At 60.0% G+C, this 17,360-nt stretch carries 18 protein-coding genes; 2 read left to right on the top strand and 16 right to left on the bottom strand.

All coding sequences use genetic code 11. The features are described from left to right. Window positions 1-25 precede the first annotated feature (25 nt). The 15 genes from deoD to ACRAWE_RS19575 all read right to left on the bottom strand — a co-directional run bounded on the left by deoD (window position 26) and on the right by ACRAWE_RS19575 (window position 14,054). Window positions 26-757 carry a purine-nucleoside phosphorylase gene (deoD, locus tag ACRAWE_RS19645; protein WP_004933059.1) on the bottom strand — a complete coding sequence of 244 codons (732 nt, stop codon included), beginning with the start codon at window positions 755-757 and terminating at the stop codon, window positions 26-28. 96 nt (window positions 758-853) lie between these two features. Continuing rightward, complete coding sequence (deoB, locus tag ACRAWE_RS19640) at window positions 854-2,077, bottom strand: phosphopentomutase (RefSeq protein ID WP_197667708.1); 1,224 nt, start codon at window positions 2,075-2,077, stop codon at window positions 854-856. Between the two features lie 70 nt (window positions 2,078-2,147). Then, window positions 2,148-3,470: a thymidine phosphorylase gene (deoA, locus tag ACRAWE_RS19635; protein WP_019454991.1), complete on the bottom strand. Its 1,323-nt coding sequence runs from the start codon at window positions 3,468-3,470 to the stop codon at window positions 2,148-2,150. A 66-nt stretch (window positions 3,471-3,536) separates the two neighbouring features. Next, the gene (deoC, locus tag ACRAWE_RS19630) at window positions 3,537-4,316 is read right to left on the bottom strand and encodes a deoxyribose-phosphate aldolase (protein WP_016929165.1); all 780 of its coding nucleotides are present in this window, start codon (window positions 4,314-4,316) and stop codon (window positions 3,537-3,539) included. Window positions 4,317-4,686: 370 nt separating this feature from the next. Then, entirely contained in the window at window positions 4,687-5,964 is a 1,278-nt protein-coding gene (locus ACRAWE_RS19625; RefSeq protein WP_019454990.1) for a NupC/NupG family nucleoside CNT transporter, read from the bottom strand. A 184-nt stretch (window positions 5,965-6,148) separates the two neighbouring features. Further along, window positions 6,149-6,931, bottom strand: a complete 783-nt coding sequence (locus ACRAWE_RS19620) for a TatD family hydrolase (RefSeq protein ID WP_432525786.1) — start codon at window positions 6,929-6,931, stop codon at window positions 6,149-6,151. Then, window positions 6,928-8,046: a patatin-like phospholipase family protein gene (locus ACRAWE_RS19615; RefSeq protein ID WP_074055303.1), complete on the bottom strand. Its 1,119-nt coding sequence runs from the start codon at window positions 8,044-8,046 to the stop codon at window positions 6,928-6,930. Before ACRAWE_RS19615 ends, ACRAWE_RS19620 begins: the two co-directional genes overlap by 4 nt. 10 nt (window positions 8,047-8,056) lie before the next feature. Continuing rightward, complete coding sequence (locus tag ACRAWE_RS19610; RefSeq protein WP_019454987.1) at window positions 8,057-8,242, bottom strand: CsbD family protein; 186 nt, start codon at window positions 8,240-8,242, stop codon at window positions 8,057-8,059. Between the two features lie 67 nt (window positions 8,243-8,309). Further along, complete coding sequence (locus ACRAWE_RS19605; RefSeq protein WP_004933089.1) at window positions 8,310-8,471, bottom strand: DUF1328 domain-containing protein; 162 nt, start codon at window positions 8,469-8,471, stop codon at window positions 8,310-8,312. A gap of 160 nt (window positions 8,472-8,631) precedes the next feature. Beyond that, window positions 8,632-9,246 carry a molecular chaperone OsmY gene (gene osmY, locus ACRAWE_RS19600; RefSeq protein WP_198635804.1) on the bottom strand — a complete coding sequence of 205 codons (615 nt, stop codon included), beginning with the start codon at window positions 9,244-9,246 and terminating at the stop codon, window positions 8,632-8,634. A 517-nt stretch (window positions 9,247-9,763) separates the two neighbouring features. Then, window positions 9,764-11,353, bottom strand: coding sequence for a peptide chain release factor 3 (gene prfC, locus ACRAWE_RS19595; protein ID WP_049241937.1), 1,590 nt, complete (start codon window positions 11,351-11,353; stop codon window positions 9,764-9,766). Window positions 11,354-11,499: 146 nt separating this feature from the next. Then, entirely contained in the window at window positions 11,500-12,765 is a 1,266-nt protein-coding gene (locus ACRAWE_RS19590) for a type II toxin-antitoxin system HipA family toxin (protein WP_063918120.1), read from the bottom strand. A gap of 3 nt (window positions 12,766-12,768) precedes the next feature. Beyond that, window positions 12,769-13,074, bottom strand: a complete 306-nt coding sequence (locus ACRAWE_RS19585) for a helix-turn-helix domain-containing protein (protein ID WP_019454983.1) — start codon at window positions 13,072-13,074, stop codon at window positions 12,769-12,771. A 154-nt stretch (window positions 13,075-13,228) separates the two neighbouring features. After that, window positions 13,229-13,672 carry a ribosomal protein S18-alanine N-acetyltransferase gene (rimI, locus tag ACRAWE_RS19580; protein ID WP_063918119.1) on the bottom strand — a complete coding sequence of 148 codons (444 nt, stop codon included), beginning with the start codon at window positions 13,670-13,672 and terminating at the stop codon, window positions 13,229-13,231. Beyond that, window positions 13,617-14,054 (bottom strand): DNA polymerase III subunit psi, encoded by a 438-nt coding sequence (locus ACRAWE_RS19575; protein ID WP_019454981.1) that lies wholly within the window; start codon window positions 14,052-14,054, stop codon window positions 13,617-13,619. The genes rimI and ACRAWE_RS19575 overlap by 56 nt, the downstream gene beginning before the upstream one ends. Window positions 14,055-14,200: 146 nt before the next feature. Here ACRAWE_RS19575 and rsmC point away from each other — a divergent pair, with 146 nt between their 5' ends. Continuing rightward, entirely contained in the window at window positions 14,201-15,241 is a 1,041-nt protein-coding gene (gene rsmC, locus ACRAWE_RS19570; RefSeq protein ID WP_432525784.1) for a 16S rRNA (guanine(1207)-N(2))-methyltransferase RsmC, read from the top strand. Window positions 15,242-15,291: 50 nt separating this feature from the next. Here rsmC and ACRAWE_RS19565 read toward each other — a convergent pair whose 3' ends face one another. Continuing rightward, on the bottom strand, window positions 15,292-16,284 hold the full coding sequence (locus ACRAWE_RS19565) for an aldo/keto reductase (RefSeq protein WP_432525782.1): 993 nt from the start codon (window positions 16,282-16,284) through the stop codon (window positions 15,292-15,294). 118 nt (window positions 16,285-16,402) lie between these two features. On the opposite strand from ACRAWE_RS19565, the gene ACRAWE_RS19560 reads away from it, so the two are divergent. Then, entirely contained in the window at window positions 16,403-17,347 is a 945-nt protein-coding gene (locus tag ACRAWE_RS19560) for a LysR family transcriptional regulator (protein ID WP_019454978.1), read from the top strand. Window positions 17,348-17,360: the final 13 nt, after the last annotated feature.

Here is a 17,360-nt window from a genome sequence, read left to right as displayed (position 1 = left end):
CGCCATAACGACGCCCGCCGGAGTATTAGGCTTTGTCGCCCAGCAGTACGGATTCCAGCGCGATAACGATCATTTCGTTAAAGGTGGTCTGGCGTTCCGCCGCCGTGGTCGCTTCGTGACGCAGGATGTGGTCAGACACGGTGCAGATGGTCAGCGCTTTACAGCCGAACTCTTCATACAGCTCCGCCGCCACGCCGTAGATGCCGGCCGCTTCCATTTCCACACCCAGGATGCCGTACTTCTTCATCACCTGGAACATGTCCGGATCCGGGGTATAGAACAGATCGGCGGAGAAGATGTTGCCCACGCGCGCCGGAATGCCCTGCGCCGCCGCGGCGTCGACCGCGTTGCGCACCATGTCGAAGTCGGCGATCGCCGCGTAGTCGTTGTCCTTGAAGCGCAGACGGTTAACCTTGGAATCGGTGCATGCGCCCATGCCGATCACCACGTCGCGCAGTTTGATATCGTCACGCACTGCGCCGCAGGAACCCACGCGAATGATTTTCTTCACGCCGAACTCGGCGATCAGCTCGCGCGCATAGATGGAGCAGGACGGGATGCCCATGCCGTGGCCCATTACGGAGATGCGGCGGCCTTTATAGGTGCCGGTGAAGCCCAACATGCCGCGCACGTTGTTCACTTCCACCGCGCCTTCCAGGAAGGTTTCGGCGATGTATTTTGCGCGCAGCGGATCGCCCGGCATCAGTACTACGTCAGCGAAATCACCCATCTCAGCATTAATGTGCGGCGTAGCCATAATTCTCTTCCTTTAAATCGTATTAAATAGCGTTAAACGTATAAACCGTGGCATGTCAGACGGCGGCCAGCTGCGCCGCCGTCTGAGACTCACGAATTAAAACATGCTCTTACCGTAATCCATCGGCGACAGGCCAAAATAATTGGCGACGGTCTGGCCGATGTCGGCGAAGGTCTCGCGGTGGCCCAACGAGCCCGGTTTCACTTTCGGGCCGTAGACCAGCACCGGGATATGTTCACGGGTGTGGTCGGTGCCTGGCCAGGTCGGATCGCAGCCGTGGTCGGCGGTGAAGATGATGATGTCTTCATCTTTCACCAGCTTCAGCAGCTCCGGCAGGCGGCGGTCGAACAGCTCCAGCGCGGCGGCGTAGCCCGCCACGTCGCGGCGGTGGCCGTAGGAAGAGTCGAAGTCCACGAAGTTGGTGAACACGATGGTGTTGTCGCCGGCCTTTTCCATTTCCGTCAGGGTCGCGTCGAACAGCGCATCGATGCCGGTCGCTTTCACCTTCTTGGTGATGCCGACGTTGGCGTAGATGTCGGCGATTTTACCGATTGACACCACTTCACCGCCTTTCTCGTCCACCAGCTTTTTCAGCACGGTCGGCGCCGGCGGCTCTACCGCCAGATCGTGACGGTTGCCGGTGCGCTGGAAGTGACCCGCTTTGTCGCCGACGAACGGACGCGCGATTACGCGGCCGATGTTGTAACCGCCTTCGGTCAACTCTTCACGCGCGATTTCGCACAGCTCGTACAGGCGCTCCAGGCCGAAGGTTTCTTCATGGCAGGCGATCTGGAACACCGAGTCGGCGGAGGTGTAGAAAATCGGCTTGCCGGTTTTCATGTGCTCTTCGCCCAGCTGATCGAGGATCACGGTGCCGGATGAGTGGCAGTTGCCCAGGTAGCCCGGCAGGTTGGCGCGCTCCACCAGCTTATCCAGCAGCTCCTGCGGGAAGCTGTTGTGCTCGTCCTTGAAGTAGCCCCAGTCGAACAGTACCGGCACGCCGGCGATTTCCCAGTGGCCCGACGGCGTGTCTTTACCGGAAGAGAGCTCGCTGGCGTAAGCATAAGCGCCGATGATATCGGCATTGCGATCCAGCCCCTGCGGGAAGTTGCCGGTGGACTCTTCCGCCGCTTTGCCGAGACCCAAACGGCTCAGGTTAGGCAGCGTCAGCGGGCCCTGACGGCCCACGTTGGCTTCACCGCGCGCGCAAACCTCGGCGATGTGGCCCAGAGTGTCGGAACCCTGGTCGCCAAAACGTTCGGCGTCTTCGCTGGCGCCGATGCCGAAGGAGTCCAATACCATAATAAATGTGCGTTTCATCTGTGCTCTCCTGCGTGTTCTCACGCTTTGGACGGCCGCGAAAAAGCCGCGGCCGTTCCTGATTCTTGGGTTATTCCGTGATGCGCTTATACACCACCGGCGTCGCTTCCGGCGCCTTATCGCTCAGCGTCATCGCGCTGCGCACCGCATCGGCCGCCTGCTGCCAGCTCTCTTCATCATTGGCGTGGATCATCGCCAGCGGCTGCTGGGCATCCACCTTATCGCCCAGGCGCGCCACCTCGGTCAGACCGACGCTGTAATCGATGGCGTCGCTCGCCCGGCGGCGGCCGCCACCCAGCGAAACCACCGCCATGCCCAGCGCGCGGGTATCCATAGCGCTGATGATGCCTGGCTTTTCAGCATACACCGGCTTGCTCAGCGTCGCCGCCGGCAGATAGCTATCATAGCGTTCGACGAAGTCTATCGGCCCCTGCTGCGCCGCCACCATGCGGCCAAACACCTCCGCCGCCTTGCCGTTGTCCAGCACCGCCTGCAGTTTGGCGCGCGCGTCGGCCTCGTCTTGCGCCAGGCCGCCGGACAGCAGCATCTCGACGCACAGCGCCAGCGTCACTTCCAGCAGACGCGGATTGCGGTATTCGCCGGTCAGGAAGCGCACCGCTTCGCGCACTTCCACCGCGTTACCGGCGCTGGAGGCCAGCACCTGGTTCATGTCGGTCAGCAGCGCGGTGGTCTTGCAGCCCGCGCCGTTGGCCACGCCGACGATCGCCTGCGCCAGATCTTGCGACAGGGCGTAGGTCGGCATAAAGGCGCCGGAACCGACCTTCACATCCATTACCAGCGCATCCAGCCCTTCCGCCAGCTTCTTGGCCAGAATGGAGGCGGTGATCAGCGGGATCGAATCCACGGTGGCGGTGATGTCGCGGGTGGCGTAAAAACGTTTGTCCGCCGGCGCCAGCGAGCTGGTCTGGCCGATGATCGCCACGCCGACGTCCTGAATGATTTTACGGAAGGCGTTATCGTCCGGGAAAATATTGAAGCCCGGAATGGCTTCCAGTTTGTCCAGCGTGCCGCCGGTATGCCCCAGGCCGCGGCCGGAGATCATCGGCACATAGCCGCCGCAGGCCGCCACCATCGGGCCGAGCATCAGCGACGTCACGTCGCCCACGCCGCCGGTCGAATGCTTGTCGACGATCGGGCCATTCAGCGCCAGGCTCTTCCAGTCCAGCACGGTGCCGGAATCGCGCATCGCCATGGTGAGCGCCACGCGCTCCGGCATGCTCATGTCGTGGAAATAAATGGTCATCGCCAGCGCGGCGATCTGCCCTTCCGACACCACGTTGTCGCGAATGCCGTTGATGAAAAAGCGGATTTCCGCTTCGCTTAACGGCTGGCCGTCGCGTTTTTTACGAATAATTTCTTGAGCCAGGAACAAGGCATCCCCCTGTGTCGCCGAGAGTCGGTGCAGACGGGCGCGCCTGGCGCCCGCCAACGAAATCGATCAGTAGCCGCCACCGGCGGTCTGGGTCTGGTGGCCCAGCGCGGTCAGCAAGCTGGCCAGCAGACTGGAAGCGCCAAAGCGGAAATGCCGCGCGTCGGCCCAGCCCTCGCCCAGAATACGATCGGCAAGTTGCAGATAATGCAGCGCGTCTTCCGCAGTGCGCACGCCGCCGGCCGGCTTGAAGCCCACCGTCTTCGCCACGCCCATATCGCGGATCACCGACATCATCAGCTCGGCGCTCTCCAGTGTGGCGTTAACCGGCACCTTGCCGGTGGAGGTCTTGATAAAGTCAGCCCCGGCCTTGATGGCGATCTCGGACGCCTTGCGGATCAAATCGGCCTGTTTCAGTTCGCCGGTTTCGATGATCACTTTCAGCAGCACGTTGGCCGCCTGGCAAGCCTGTTTGCACTGTTTCACCAGCTCGAAGCCAACCTGCTCGTTGCCGGCAATCAGCGCACGGTAAGGGAACACCACGTCCACTTCATCCGCACCATAGGCGATCGCCGCGCGGGTTTCCGCCAGCGCGATGTCGATATCGTCATTGCCATGCGGGAAGTTGGTCACGGTGGCGATACGAATGTCCGGCGTGCCTTGCTCGCGCAGCGCCTTACGCGCCACCGGGATAAAACGCGGGTAAATGCAGATGGCCGCCGTGTGACCGGCCGGGCTGTTGGCCTGACGACAGAGCGCGATCACTTTCTCATCGGTGTCGTCATCATTCAGCGTGGTTAAATCCATCAGGTTCAGCGCACGTTGCGCTGCTGCGGTTAATTCGGTCATAAAACTCTCCAACTGAGTACCTGGGTGTTGGCGAGCGGACTTGGTTCCATGAAGATAGCGCTGGGGAACGGCGTTCCCGCGGCGGCAACTGAGATCCTTCTCACCGCACATGGCCACCCGCCTTGCGGCCGGCCAGTAATAGCTATTTGAACACGAATGCCGGGGGCGATTCGCGTTCAGCGTCACACTATATGAAATAGCACTGTAACAGACCGGAATTATATGTGAAGAGCATCACAAAATAACGCGATATCGTTCACAAATTCGCTAAAGAAGCGGCTGAAGATCGCGGGTGCGGCAAGCACCCGCGTTGCTTAGAGTATAGGCGGAGTCCCGCGTTCGGTCGCACCGTCGCGGGCTCTGGGATGGCTTACAGCGCCAGGAAGAAGCCGGCGATGGTGGCGCTCATCAGGTTGGACAGCGTGCCCGCCGCCACGGCCTTCAGGCCGAAGCGCGCAATGTCATGGCGTCGGTTAGGCGCCATGCTGCCCAAACCGCCCAGCAGGATCGCCACCGAGGAGAGGTTGGCGAAACCGCACAGCGCAAAGGAGATGATCGCCTTGGTGTGGGCCGACAGCACCTGCAGGCCTTCCGCCGCCACCACGTCGTCCGGACGCAGATAGGCGCCGAAGTTCATGTAGGCGACGAACTCGTTGACGATGATCTTCTGGCCGATAAACGAACCGGCGGTCATCGCCTCGCTCCACGGCACGCCGATCAGGAAGGCGATCGGCGAGAACACCCAGCCGAGGATCAGTTCAAGCGACAGCTGCGGATAATCGAACCAGCCGCCGATACCGCCGAGAATGCCGTTAAGCAAGGCGATCAGCGCGATAAACGCCAGCAGCATCGCACCGACGTTCAGCGCCAACTGCATGCCGGAAGCCGCACCAGAAGCCGCCGCGTCGATCACGTTGGCCGGACGATCTTCTTCGGCGATCAGCTTCATCGCATCGTCTTTATCGTGGGTCTGCTCAGTTTCCGGCACCATCAGCTTGGCGAACAACAGCCCGCCCGGCGCCGCCATGAAGGACGCGGCGATCAGGTATTCCAGCGGCACGCCCATCTGCGCGTACCCCGCCAACACCGAACCGGCCACCGAGGCCAGGCCGCCGCACATCACGGCGAACAGTTCCGATTGGCTCATGGTGGCGATATACGGACGCACCACCAGCGGCGCTTCGGTCTGGCCGACGAAAATGTTGGCGGTCGCCGACAGCGATTCGGTGCGCGAAGTGCCCAGCAGCTTATGCAGGCCGCCGCCCAGAACGCGGATCACCAACTGCATGATGCCGAGGTAGTACAGCACCGCAATCAGCGAGGAGAAGAACACGATCACCGGCAGGACGCGCAGCGCGAACACGAAGCCACCGCCGCCGAACACCTCGAACATCTTGTCGGACACCAGCCCGCCGAAGATGAACGAAATGCCCTGATTGCCGTAGGCGATAACGTTTGCCACACCGTTAGACATACTGCCGAGGATGCTGCGGCCCAGCGGCACGTACAGCACCAGCGCACCGATGCCGACCTGAATGATGAACGCCCACACGACGGTGCGCAATTTGATGGCCCGGCGGTTGCTGGAGAGCAGCACCGCAATGGCGATCAGCACCGCCATGCCAACCAGACTCATGATGAGTTGCATGCAAAGTTTCCCTGTTGCAAAAAATAAAATACATCCCTGCTCATGAAGAGAGGTCTGCTATTGGAGAGTTTCGGGGGGGATTATACTGAGCGAGGTCACCCTCGCACCGATTTATGTCACAAATGTATACAACGAGACGCAAATGAAAATCTTATAACGTGACGCAGGTCACGTTATGGTCATCTCAGTTCGGCATGGCGAACAGCGCCTGAGTATTGCGTTGCAGGTGGGCGGCGATCTCGTCGGCCGGTTCCGGCCGCAGCGCGCACAGCGTTTGAAACACCTCGGCGGCGCGTTCGGGGCGATTCGGCTGCCCCTGATAGCCGGCCAGCGGCATATCCGGCGCATCGGTCTCCAGCAGCAGCGCCTCGAGCGGCAGCTGCGCCATCACGCCGCGCGTTTTCTGCGCCCGCTCATAGGTGATAGTGCCGCCCACGCCGATATAATAGCCAAGGCGAATAAACGCCTGTGCCTGCGACAGGCTGCCGGCGAAGCCGTGCATCACGCCGCGACGCGGCAGCTGTATGCGCCGCAGCGCCGCGGCCAGCTGATCGTGAGTGCGGCGCGAGTGCAGGATCACCGGCAGGTCATGCTGTTTCGCCAGCCTCAGTTGGGCCAGCAGCACGCTTTGCTGCCGCTCGAACTGCGGGTTGTCCATATACAGATCGAGCCCGATTTCCCCCACCGCCACCAGCTTGTGCGGCCGTTCGGCCAGCAACGCCGCCAGCTGTTCCAACTGCGGTTCATGATGCTGCGCGATATACAGCGGGTGCAGCCCCAGCGCGGCGAACAGCGGCGCGTGCTCCTGCGCCAGCCGCAGCACTCGCGCGAAGCGATCGGCGGTAACCGTCGGCACGATGATGCGCTGCACGCCGGCGCCGGCCGCCCGCGCCAGGCTCTCGGCCTCATGCCCGGTAAAGGGTGGGAAATCGAAATGGCAGTGGGTATCGGTAAAGGCGTAACTCACAGCGCGCCCCCTTCACCCGGCGGCAGATCGCCCGGCAGGATAATTTTCGGCGCCGCCACCGCGGCCTCCGGCTGCGCGCCCAGATCGGACGGCATGGCGATATCAGTCACGATCGGCGAAGGCATTCTGACGTTCTCCGGCTGGATCAGACGGCGCGACAGCGATTTCTTCACCTTCATGCCGTCCGGCTCCGGCTGCGCCATCCACTGGCCGACGGTGGCCAGGAAGTAACGGCCGCAGCGGCGCCCCAGATGATAATCCTGATTGAGCGAACCCAGTCGGCTGCCCAGCGCATTGCTGGCCAGCGGCTTCGGTGGAAAGATTTCGAAGATGCGCAGCTTGCCCGGCGGCTTCTCGATAAAGCGCTGGATGCGGTGGTAGCTTTGCTCGTGGTGCTGCAGGATGCGCACCATCTGCTGCAGGCTGCTGTCGCTCAGCCAGTGCTCCATGCGCTTCATCCACTGCGGGGTGTAGTACATCTGCGATGGGACGGTGCGGATCACCACGATGGTGTCGGCGCCGCGACGGTAGGCCTCTTCCACCGGGATCGCATCGCTGATGCCGCCGTCCTGATAGCTGACGCCATCCAGCTCCACGCCCTGACGATAAAAGCCGGGAATGGCACTGGACGCCTTGATGGCCGGCAGCCAGCGTTCACGCTGCGCCGGCAAATAGGTCGGTTCAAAATCATCGCTGCGGCAGGCGCACAGCAGGAACTCGCGCCCATCGGTGAGGTGTTGTTCCGCCACGTCCATCGCCAGCGGCATCTGTGCCGCCGCCGTGTCGACCAACCAATCGAGATCGATCAGATGCCCGCCGCGTACGAAACGCAGCGGATTGAAAAATTGCGCCGACGTAGTGTAACGGGTGATCACTCGACGCGCGTAGCCCATCTGGCCGCAGATGTAGGCGGACAGATTTTGCGCGCCGGCAGACGTGCCGATCAACAAATCGAAAGGGTTAAAGCCCGCGCGCTGAAACTCGTCCAGCACGCCGGCGGTGAAAATGCCGCGCTGGCCGCCGCCTTCGCAGACCAACGCCATTTTTCCTGGCCGAAAGGGTTTAGACGCCAGCGGTTCTATATTGCCGAGCGTGATGGGTATTCTGTATCCCAACTTGGCATCCTCAGTGAGACGTTTTTTCCGAGGATACCGCGTCTCGCTCTCTTCCGTAATCCTCTTGCAGCACGCCGGCGAGGAAATCATTGCTGCCAGCCAGCCAGGCGCAATCGCTGCCGGACCATTCGGCCCACGCCTGCCATACCTGGCCTTTCAGCTGTTTCCAGCGTCCGACGACGATATCGCTGTTCATGGCCGGCCCTCCCGACGTGAGAAAAGGAATTAAGCTTTGTTACAGTTTACAGGAAAATGCCGGCCGGCTAAGGGCGCCGGCGGCCGGTGAACAGGCTGACCAGGAACAGGATGATGCCGACGACGAACACCACCTTGGCGGCCCAGGCGGCGGTACCCGCCAGCGAACCGAACCCCAGCGCCGCAGCGATAAGCGCGATGACTAAAAAGATAATGCCCCAACGAAACATAAGCTTCTCCTTACCATTGTGAAAAAATCGCTGCTGTCTCCCGCCCCGACAACGGGGCATCGACGGCAAATCAGTTTCTTTTTTTGGTGGTACACGTCGGGCCGCCTTCACGGCCCGACAGATGCGGCTTGTTGTGACTTGTTACGGGCGCCTGGCGGGATTACTGCTTGACCACCAGGTCATTTTTCACGCTTTTCACGCCGTCGATGGCCTTGGCAATGCTTTCCGCACGCTCAGACTGCGCCTGCGTTTTCACTTCGCCGGAAAGCTGCACCACACCGTCGGTGGTTTCCACTTTCACATTGCGCGACGGCACGATGTCGTCGGCCAGCAACTTGGCTTTCAGCTCGCTGGTGGTGGCGGTGTCGCCGGCATACGATTTGATCGACGGGTTGGCTTCATCTTTCACGTGCAGCTTGTCGCTGACGGTCTTGACGCCTTCCACCTTACCGGCAACCGCGACCGCATGTTCCGCCTGCGCCTGGCTGCCGACGAACCCGCTCAGGGTCACCGTGCCTTTTTCGGTTTTCACCGAAATGTCAGAACTTTTGATGGTCTTATCTTCCACCAACGCACTTTTAACTTTAGCCGTTATCGCGCTGTCATCCATGTAACCGTCAACTTTTTTCATGGAGCTATCGATTTTGGCACCGGCACTATCCGCGGCGTTAGACGCCTTGTTGAGCAGACTGTCTTCGGCCAGCGCACTGCCGCTCACCAAAACAGAACCCAATACGACAGCCATCAGCGAGTGTGCAAATTTGGTCTTTTTCATCGATCTCTTCCTTTTGTTGGGGGCCCTCAGCGCCAGAGCGCCGGAACCCTGCGGCCGCCTTCACGCGGCCTGCTCGGTAAATACTTCATCATCGCTATACGATTAAGCGTTCACGACAGGAGTACTGCAACCGTCGTGCCAACTCAATAAATACATTTAAAATCAAATATATAAATCATTGCGTCGGATTTTTAATCAAAAAACTGTCGCCTATTGACGACAGACTAAGTGACACAAAACGGTAAAACAGCCATCTCATTGATATTCAAGGAAACACACTGTCTCCTATCGGCAACACATTGGAATAAGTCACCAAATAACCAACGCATTACAGTGATTTACTCTCAAGCAATGTGTGGGCATCTTGTTAAACATAGACCATCAGACGAAAAACGCAGGCCAAACGAACGCTGCCTGGCGACATCGGTTTGCGGCATAAAAGGTGAGGAAGTTTTATTAATTAGCGGAGTGAGGATGAGGGAGGTTGGCAGGGCGCACCGGGCGCCCTGCCGATTTATCAGTGTTCGCGCGTCTTGCGGAAGGTCACGTCAGGATAGCGTTCCTGCGTCAGGTTGAGGTTCACCATGGTCGGCGCGATGTAGGACAGGTTGTCCCCACCGTCCAGCGCCAGGTTGATCTCGTTCTTGCGCTTGAACTCTTCGAACTTTTTCACGTCGTCGCACTCGACCCAGCGCGCGGTCGACACGTTGACTGACTCATACAGCGCTTCCACGTTGTACTCGCTCTTCAAGCGCGCCACCACCACGTCGAACTGCAGCACACCGACCGCGCCGACGATCAGATCGTTGTTGGCGATCGGACGGAATACCTGCACCGCGCCCTCTTCGGACAGCTGCACCAGCCCTTTCAGCAGCTGTTTCTGCTTCAGCGGATCGCGCAGGCGAATGCGGCGGAACAGTTCAGGCGCGAAGTTCGGAATACCGGTGAACTTCATGTCTTCACCCTGGGTGAAGGTATCGCCGATCTGAATGGTGCCGTGGTTGTGCAGACCAATGATGTCGCCCGGGTAGGCTTCTTCCACGTGCGAGCGGTCACCAGCCATAAAGGTCAGCGCGTCGGAGATCACCACGTCTTTGCCGGTGCGTACCTGGCGCAGCTTCATGCCCTTCTCATAACGGCCGGACACGACGCGCATAAAGGCCACGCGGTCACGGTGCTTCGGATCCATGTTGGCCTGGATCTTGAACACGAAGCCGGTGAATTTCTCTTCCGCCGCCGTCACTTCGCGGGTATCGGTTTTGCGCGGCATCGGCGCCGGCGCCCAGGCCACCAGGCCGTCCAGCATGTGATCCACGCCGAAGTTGCCGAGTGCGGTACCGAAGAACACCGGGGTCAGTTCGCCGCTCAGGAAAGCCTCCTGATCGAACTCGTGGGAAGCACCCTGCACCAGTTCCAGCTCATCGCGCAGCTGCGCCGCCAGATCTTCGCCCACGGCGACATCCAGTTCCGGGTTATTCAGGCCTTTGACGATGCGCACTTCCTGAATGGTGTGGCCTTTACCGGTCTGATACAGGTAGGTTTCATCCTTGTACAGGTGGTAAACGCCTTTGAACAGCTTGCCGCAGCCGATCGGCCAGGTGATGGGCGAGCAGGCGATCTTCAGTTCACGCTCAACTTCGTCCATCACTTCCATCGGATCGCGGATGTCGCGGTCCAGTTTGTTCATGAAGGTCAGGATCGGCGTGTCGCGCAAACGGGTGACTTCCATCAGTTTGCGGGTGCGATCCTCAACGCCCTTGGCGGCGTCGATCACCATCAGACAGCAGTCGACGGCGGTCAGGGTACGGTAAGTATCTTCGGAGAAGTCTTCGTGCCCCGGGGTGTCCAGCAGGTTGACCAGGCTGTCGCGATACGGGAACTGCATCACCGAGGTGGTGATCGAGATCCCACGCTGCTTTTCCATTTCCATCCAGTCGGATTTGGCGTGCTGGCTGGAGCCGCGGCCTTTTACCGTACCGGCGGTCTGGATCGCCTGTCCGAACAGCAGCACTTTTTCGGTAATGGTGGTCTTACCGGCATCGGGGTGCGAGATGATGGCGAAAGTTCTTCTTTTGGAGACTTCGCGGGCAAATTCACTAGGAGACATGGTTTTCAGGTTCTACGGTTAGTCCGCCCTGCGACATCATCAGAACGCGCCGATCGCGGCGCCGGGCAAAGCGGTGAATAAAAGATAACAGCCGGGCATTTTCGCCGATTTGCCAACCGGTGACAATCAATGGATCCGATTTCCCGCTAACGCAGGCGGAAATCGGGGGACAAGGCGGCCCAATGCCGACGCAATACCGATTTGTGATCGTCCGCCATCGGCAGGTTTTCCAACAATGCCGGCCACAAAGCTCGCGCCTTGTCGATGGCATCCAAGAGATGCACCCGTATTGCAGGCCAGGGAATATCGACTCGATCAGACCAGCGCTCGAAGGTTCGCATTGAGATCCTATCCCAGCGTTTTTCCTTCGCCATATTGAGCGCAACCTCAGACTCACCAGGGATATAAGCCAATGTAGTGACGATGTCATAAGCGGGGGCAAGCCGCACATCGGCCTGGTTTGGATAGATCATGGACCAATTTTTTACGTGAGCATCGCCATTGGCGAGCAGAATATTCGCCAACAGACGGCGCGCCATTTGCTGCGTATCCGCTAAAGATTCACTGCCAAACTCATAGAGATAAGCCGCTATCTGATCGTAATTTTTGCCGCGGTATTTGTCGTGTGGATAGATCTCGAATATCTGGGCAAAATCTTCTGTATGCACTCGCCCACTTTCACTGCGGTCAAAACGACGAATGGCATAAGCATAGGGTTCATCCGCCAAGCGAATATCAGGCAAGTGTTCAAGCCGTGTCAGCTCAACCAGCTCAATATCGGGAATATCCACGCCGATGGCTTGCGCCAAGCGCATTGCCGTATATTCATTTTCGGGGAGATGACGATGAACGGTTGAAGGCGTTTTAATGATCCAGCTATCAGCACCCACCTGAGAAGAAATGTTGAAGCGGCCATCTTTGCGCACAGAGGAAAATTTCATTTGTACCCCTGCCAGAGAAAATTTCTGCGCCACCACTCCAACATCAATTTGCACGGCTTCCAGCTCTCCGCGCGACATTAACGCCCAAGCGGGAATATCACTTGCGGCCAGCGGCCGTGCTTCAAGCGCTCCCGGCAAGTTTTCCCCCGCCCAGGCAATTAAAGGAAACTCCTCATTCACATGGGTTTTCAACGACTGGGCCAACCAACTGCGCAGTGCGCCTTCGGGCAATAAATTGGATAAGACGGGCGGAAGGCGCTGCGATGACTGTAAAACTTGCTCAAGATACCCTGCGTGCGCCTTCTGCCTTAGCGTAAACAGGGGACGAACAGGCTCCGGCAAAGCGAGGTAGTGCGGATCAAACGTCAGGATGTTTCTGCCGCCGCTGTAGTGCGCCAGCACGCCCACCCGCACACCATGCAATATCAAGGCTAACGCCTGCACCGATTCAACCTGTCGCCGCCCTTTCATTCGCTAGTCCTCGAGATCTTTCAGTTTTTCTTCGAAATTCTGTAAGTTACTCACTTCTGGTGCATGACTCACTGTCTGTTGCAGCAAGCACTCCACATCACGGACAGACCTTTTCGGCACGATAACATATTCCAAATCCATCGCCGCCAATATCCGTAGCAGCGTGCTCATCCGCATATCGCTGCCCGATTCAACACGCTGATATTGCTGTTGAGTCATGCCAATCTTCATCAAAAAGTCTTTTTGGCTCCAGCCCAACTCAATGCGCTTTTCTTTCAGCAACGCTGATATTTCTGATAATTTTCTCATCCCCACCTCCAAACAACGCATTGATTGTTTCCTCAACAATAAACAACAAATTAGTTGTCGTCACAGCGAAAAACAACTTGTTTGATGTAAATTAATCAGGAAACAACTTTTAAGTTGTTAAAGGGAAGAAAACAATCAATAGGATGTTTTTAGATTACGCCAACGGCAGCGCCATCACGATCGCGTCTTCGCGGCCGTGGGCGCTCGGGTAATAATTGCGGCGCACGGTGACTTCGTTGAAGCCGAGATCTTCATACAGCGCGATCGCCGCCTGGTTGGAGACGCGCACCTCCAGCCACAGCGTGACCACGCCGCGGCTCTCCAGCTGTTCGATCAACCCGTTGAGCAGCAGGCGGCCAAAACCCCGGCGCTGCCACTGTGGATGGATGGCGATGTTGAACAGCGTGGCTTCATCCAGCACGATTTGCGTGATGGCGAATCCCGCCATCTCCCCGTCGGCGCTCAGCTTCAGGTTAAGGTAGCGATCGCCCTGATTGCTGGCGAAGGTGGTTTCCGTCCAGGGAAAGGCGTGGCTGGCTTGCTCAATGGTGAAGGCTGTGGCCAGGTCGGCCGCCGTCAGGGTAGAAATCGTGTTCATGATGACAAATCTGCTGCCAGAGGGCGCGTTTGGCCCCCGCGTCTTGGGAAAGCTCGGCCAGCGCCGGGCTGTGTAGCTGCGCGCCGGCGACCGCGAGCGGTTCCGCCACGCCCAGCCGCCAACTGTTGCATGTGGTCTCTTCAGGCAGCATCGCCGCCTGTTCCGGCGTCAGGCTGTAGGTTTGCGCCGGCGTCAGCCCCAGGCTGCGCAGCACGTCGCAAAACAGCGGATCGTCGGGCGCGGGCAACGTCTGCGCGACCACCAGCAGGCGCGCCTCGGGTGGCAGACTGACCGCCACTTCGCCCTGCAACACGCCCGGGCGGCGCAATGTCCACTGCGTAATACCCAGTTGTTGTAACAGCCAGTCGCGTTTTGATGCCATGCCGATTCCTACCCGTTGTGGTGCGCCATGCCTGCCATGCGCCGCGCTATGCTAACAAACCCGCGCAGCCCGCGCCAACAAACCCGTCGAACATATCGCCACAAAGCTCTATAATCCCCGGTCTCATTTCCAGGAGCCAATATCTGATGTCTGCATTAACCCCCGCCAGTGAAGTCATGCTGCGCCACAGTGATGAATTTATCGAACGCCGCGTGCTGTTTGCCGGCGACCTGCAGGACAGCCTGCCGGCCCAATTCGAGGCCGTGGACGTGCGCGTCCACACTCAGCATTACCATCACTGGCAGTTACTGAACCGGACGATGGGCGATAACGTGCAGTTCGGTTTGACCGTCGATCCCGCTTTCGTCGCCGACTGCGACACGCTGGTTTACTACTGGCCGAAGAGCAAGCAGGAGGCGCAATTCCAACTGTGCAACCTCCTGGCGCTGTTGCCGGTAGGCGTGGACGTGTTCGTGGTCGGTGAAAACCGCAGCGGCGTGCGCAGCGCCGAGCCAACGCTGGAAGGCCACGTTGCGCTGGTGAAAATCGACAGCGCACGGCGCTGCGGCCTGTATCACGGCCGCCTGGACGCGCAGACCGAGTTCGATCTGAACGACTGGTGGGACAGCTATCAGCTGCACGATCTGGAAGTGAAAACGCTGCCGGGCGTGTTCAGCCGCGATGGCCTGGACGTCGGCAGCTCGCTGCTGCTGTCGACGCTGGAAAAACACATGAAAGGCAAGGTGCTGGACATCGGCTGCGGCGCCGGCGTGATGGCCTCGGTGATGGCCAAGCTGTCGCCGAAGGTGAAACTGACCCTCAGCGACGTCAACGCCGCCGCGGTGGAATCCAGCCGTGCGACGCTGGCCGCCAACGGCATCGAAGGCGAAGTGATCGTCAGCAACGTTTACTCCGACATCACCGGCCGTTTCGACATGATCATCTCCAACCCGCCGTTCCACGACGGGCTGCAGACCAGCCTGACCGCCGCGGAAACCCTGATCCGCGGCGCGGTGAAGCATTTGCCGATCGGCGGCCAGCTGCGCATCGTCGCCAACGCCTTCCTGCCGTACCCGGACATTCTGGACGCCACCTTCGGCAGCCACGAAGTGCTGGCGCAGAACGGCCGCTTCAAGGTGTACCAGGCTACCGTCGGCCGCCCGCCGCGCGCGCCGAAGAAGAAATAAGTTCCCGTTGGCGGAAAACGACAGAGCGCGGCCCGAGGCCGCGCTTTTTTTTAGCCGTTGATATAGGTCATCGACTCCGCGCCGTAGCGATCGCCGGCCGCCGCGCTCAGCGGAAACACCGCTTCTATCGCCGCCAGTTCAGCCGCGCTCAGCGTTATCTCCGCCGCGGCGACGTTCTCTTCCAGATAGCGCCGACGTTTGGTACCGGGGATCGGCACGATGTGCTCGCCCTGCGCCAACACCCAGGCCAGCGCCAGCTGTGAAGGCTTGACGCCCTTCTGCGCCGCCAGCTCGCCCACCTTCTCCACCAGCGCCAGGTTGCGGGCGAAGTTTTCCCCCTGGAAGCGCGGGTTACTGCGGCGGAAATCGTCCTCGGCCAGATCCTCCGGCCGCCGAATAGCGCCGGTGAGAAAACCGCGCCCTAACGGGCTGTATGGCACAAAGCCGATGCCCTGACGCTCACAGGCCGCCAGCACGCCCTGTTCGGCGTCGCGCGTCCACAGCGAATACTCGGTCTGCAGCGCGGTGATCGGATGCACCTTGTGCGCCCGCTCCAGCGTGGCGACCGACGCCTCGCTCAGGCCGATATGGCGGATCTTGCCTTCGCGGATCAGATCCGCCATCGTGCCCACGACATCTTCGATCGGCACCTGCGGATCGACCCGGTGCTGATAATAGAGATCGATCTCCTCCACGCCCAAGCGCCGCAGACTGCCTTCCACCGAGCGCCGGATATACTCGGGCCGGCTGCTGACGCCGCGCGCCGACGGATCCGCCGGATCGCGCAGAATGCCGAACTTGGTGGCCAGGAATACCTGCCGCCGCTTGCCCTTGATCGCCTCCCCCACCAGCTGTTCGTTGGTGTGCGGCCCGTACATGTCGGCGGTGTCGAGCAGCGTGACGCCCAACTCCAGCGCCCGGTGCAGCGTGGCGATGGCTTCTTGCCGATCGGCGCCGGTGGAATAGAAGTCGCTCATGCCCATGCACCCCAGCCCCAGAGCGGAGACGACGGGACCGTTGGAACCGAGTTTACGTTGTTGCATTGTGCTGCCCTCATGCGGTGAATGGATAACGCAGCAAAGTCTGGTTGTTTACGCGGCAAAGATAAATAATGCAGATTGCACATCACTGTTTAAAAATCGCCAACAATCCGGAGTGAACATGGATCAGGTTCAAGCCATGCGCATTTTTACCCGCATCGTCGAACTGGGCAGCTTCAGCCGGGCGGCCGAACGCCTGCAGCTGCCGCGCGCCACGGTCAGCAACGCACTGAAACGGCTGGAACAGCGGCTGGGCGTGCGCCTGCTGATCCGCACTACCCGCCAGGTGCAGGTGACCAGCGAAGGCAGCCTCTATTACCAGCGCTGCGTGCAGTTGCTGGGGGCGCTGGAAGAGGCGGACACGCTGTTCAGCCAGCATAAGCTGCAGCCATCCGGCAAGGTGCGCATCGATATGCCCCATTCGCTGGCGCGCGAGGTGGTGATTCCGGCGCTGGACGACTTTTATCGGCGGTATCCCGACATCACGCTGGCGCTGGGCGCCAACGACACCCACGTCGATCTGTTGCGCGAAGGCGTAGACTGCGTGCTGCGCGCCTGGGAAACCGAAGACGACGGCCTCGCGGCGCGGCGCATCGCCCAGCTGCCGCAGGTGACCTGCGCGTCCCCCGCTTATCTGCAGGCTCACGGCACGCCGCTCGACATCGATAGCCTGGCGCCGCATCGCGCGGTGGGCTATTTTTCCCTGGCCAGCAACCGCGATTACCCGCTGGAATTCTGCCGCGGCGGCAAGCTGGAACTGCGCGAGCTGCCCGCGCGGCTCAGCGTCAGCGGCGCCGATGCCTACATCGCCGGCGCGCGCGCCGGCATGGGATTGATTCAGGCGGCGCGCTATTCGCTGGCACCCTGGCTGAAACAGGGGGAGCTGGTGGAAGTGTTGGCGGAAACGCCGCCTCCGCCGATGCCGATTTACATCATGTATCCACCCGGCCGTTTCCTGGCGCCGCGGGTCAGAGTGTTGATTGATTGGCTGATTTGGCTGTTTGACCAGCAGAAAAGCGGCGATATGGCTGTTTTTCCAGCAAACGCCCGCAAAGCGGGGAAATAACTATTGACGTGTC

Origin of the sequence: Serratia sp. BFP-2025, assembly GCF_050880365.1 — a bacterium.
Classification (GTDB): domain Bacteria; phylum Pseudomonadota; class Gammaproteobacteria; order Enterobacterales; family Enterobacteriaceae; genus Serratia; species Serratia surfactantfaciens.
This window is presented reverse-complemented; position numbering and strand designations above follow the sequence as displayed.

Excerpts from the sequence above, each read along its gene's own strand:
- ACRAWE_RS19575 (WP_019454981.1), bottom strand. The coding sequence starts at position 14,054 with ATGGCATCAAAACGCGACTGGCTGTTACAACAACTGGGTATTACGCAG.
- rsmC (WP_432525784.1), top strand. The coding sequence starts at position 14,201 with ATGTCTGCATTAACCCCCGCCAGTGAAGTCATGCTGCGCCACAGTGAT.
- ACRAWE_RS19565 (WP_432525782.1), bottom strand. The coding sequence starts at position 16,284 with ATGCAACAACGTAAACTCGGTTCCAACGGTCCCGTCGTCTCCGCTCTG.
- deoD (WP_004933059.1), bottom strand. The coding sequence starts at position 757 with ATGGCTACGCCGCACATTAATGCTGAGATGGGTGATTTCGCTGACGTA.
- osmY (WP_198635804.1), bottom strand. The coding sequence starts at position 9,246 with ATGAAAAAGACCAAATTTGCACACTCGCTGATGGCTGTCGTATTGGGT.
- ACRAWE_RS19560 (WP_019454978.1), top strand. The coding sequence starts at position 16,403 with ATGGATCAGGTTCAAGCCATGCGCATTTTTACCCGCATCGTCGAACTG.
- rimI (WP_063918119.1), bottom strand. The coding sequence starts at position 13,672 with ATGAACACGATTTCTACCCTGACGGCGGCCGACCTGGCCACAGCCTTC.
- ACRAWE_RS19605 (WP_004933089.1), bottom strand. The coding sequence starts at position 8,471 with ATGTTTCGTTGGGGCATTATCTTTTTAGTCATCGCGCTTATCGCTGCG.
- ACRAWE_RS19610 (WP_019454987.1), bottom strand. The coding sequence starts at position 8,242 with ATGAACAGCGATATCGTCGTCGGACGCTGGAAACAGCTGAAAGGCCAG.
- ACRAWE_RS19625 (WP_019454990.1), bottom strand. The coding sequence starts at position 5,964 with ATGCAACTCATCATGAGTCTGGTTGGCATGGCGGTGCTGATCGCCATT.
- deoB (WP_197667708.1), bottom strand. The coding sequence starts at position 2,077 with ATGAAACGCACATTTATTATGGTATTGGACTCCTTCGGCATCGGCGCC.
- ACRAWE_RS19590 (WP_063918120.1), bottom strand. The coding sequence starts at position 12,765 with ATGAAAGGGCGGCGACAGGTTGAATCGGTGCAGGCGTTAGCCTTGATA.
- ACRAWE_RS19585 (WP_019454983.1), bottom strand. The coding sequence starts at position 13,074 with ATGAGAAAATTATCAGAAATATCAGCGTTGCTGAAAGAAAAGCGCATT.
- prfC (WP_049241937.1), bottom strand. The coding sequence starts at position 11,353 with ATGTCTCCTAGTGAATTTGCCCGCGAAGTCTCCAAAAGAAGAACTTTC.
- deoC (WP_016929165.1), bottom strand. The coding sequence starts at position 4,316 with ATGACCGAATTAACCGCAGCAGCGCAACGTGCGCTGAACCTGATGGAT.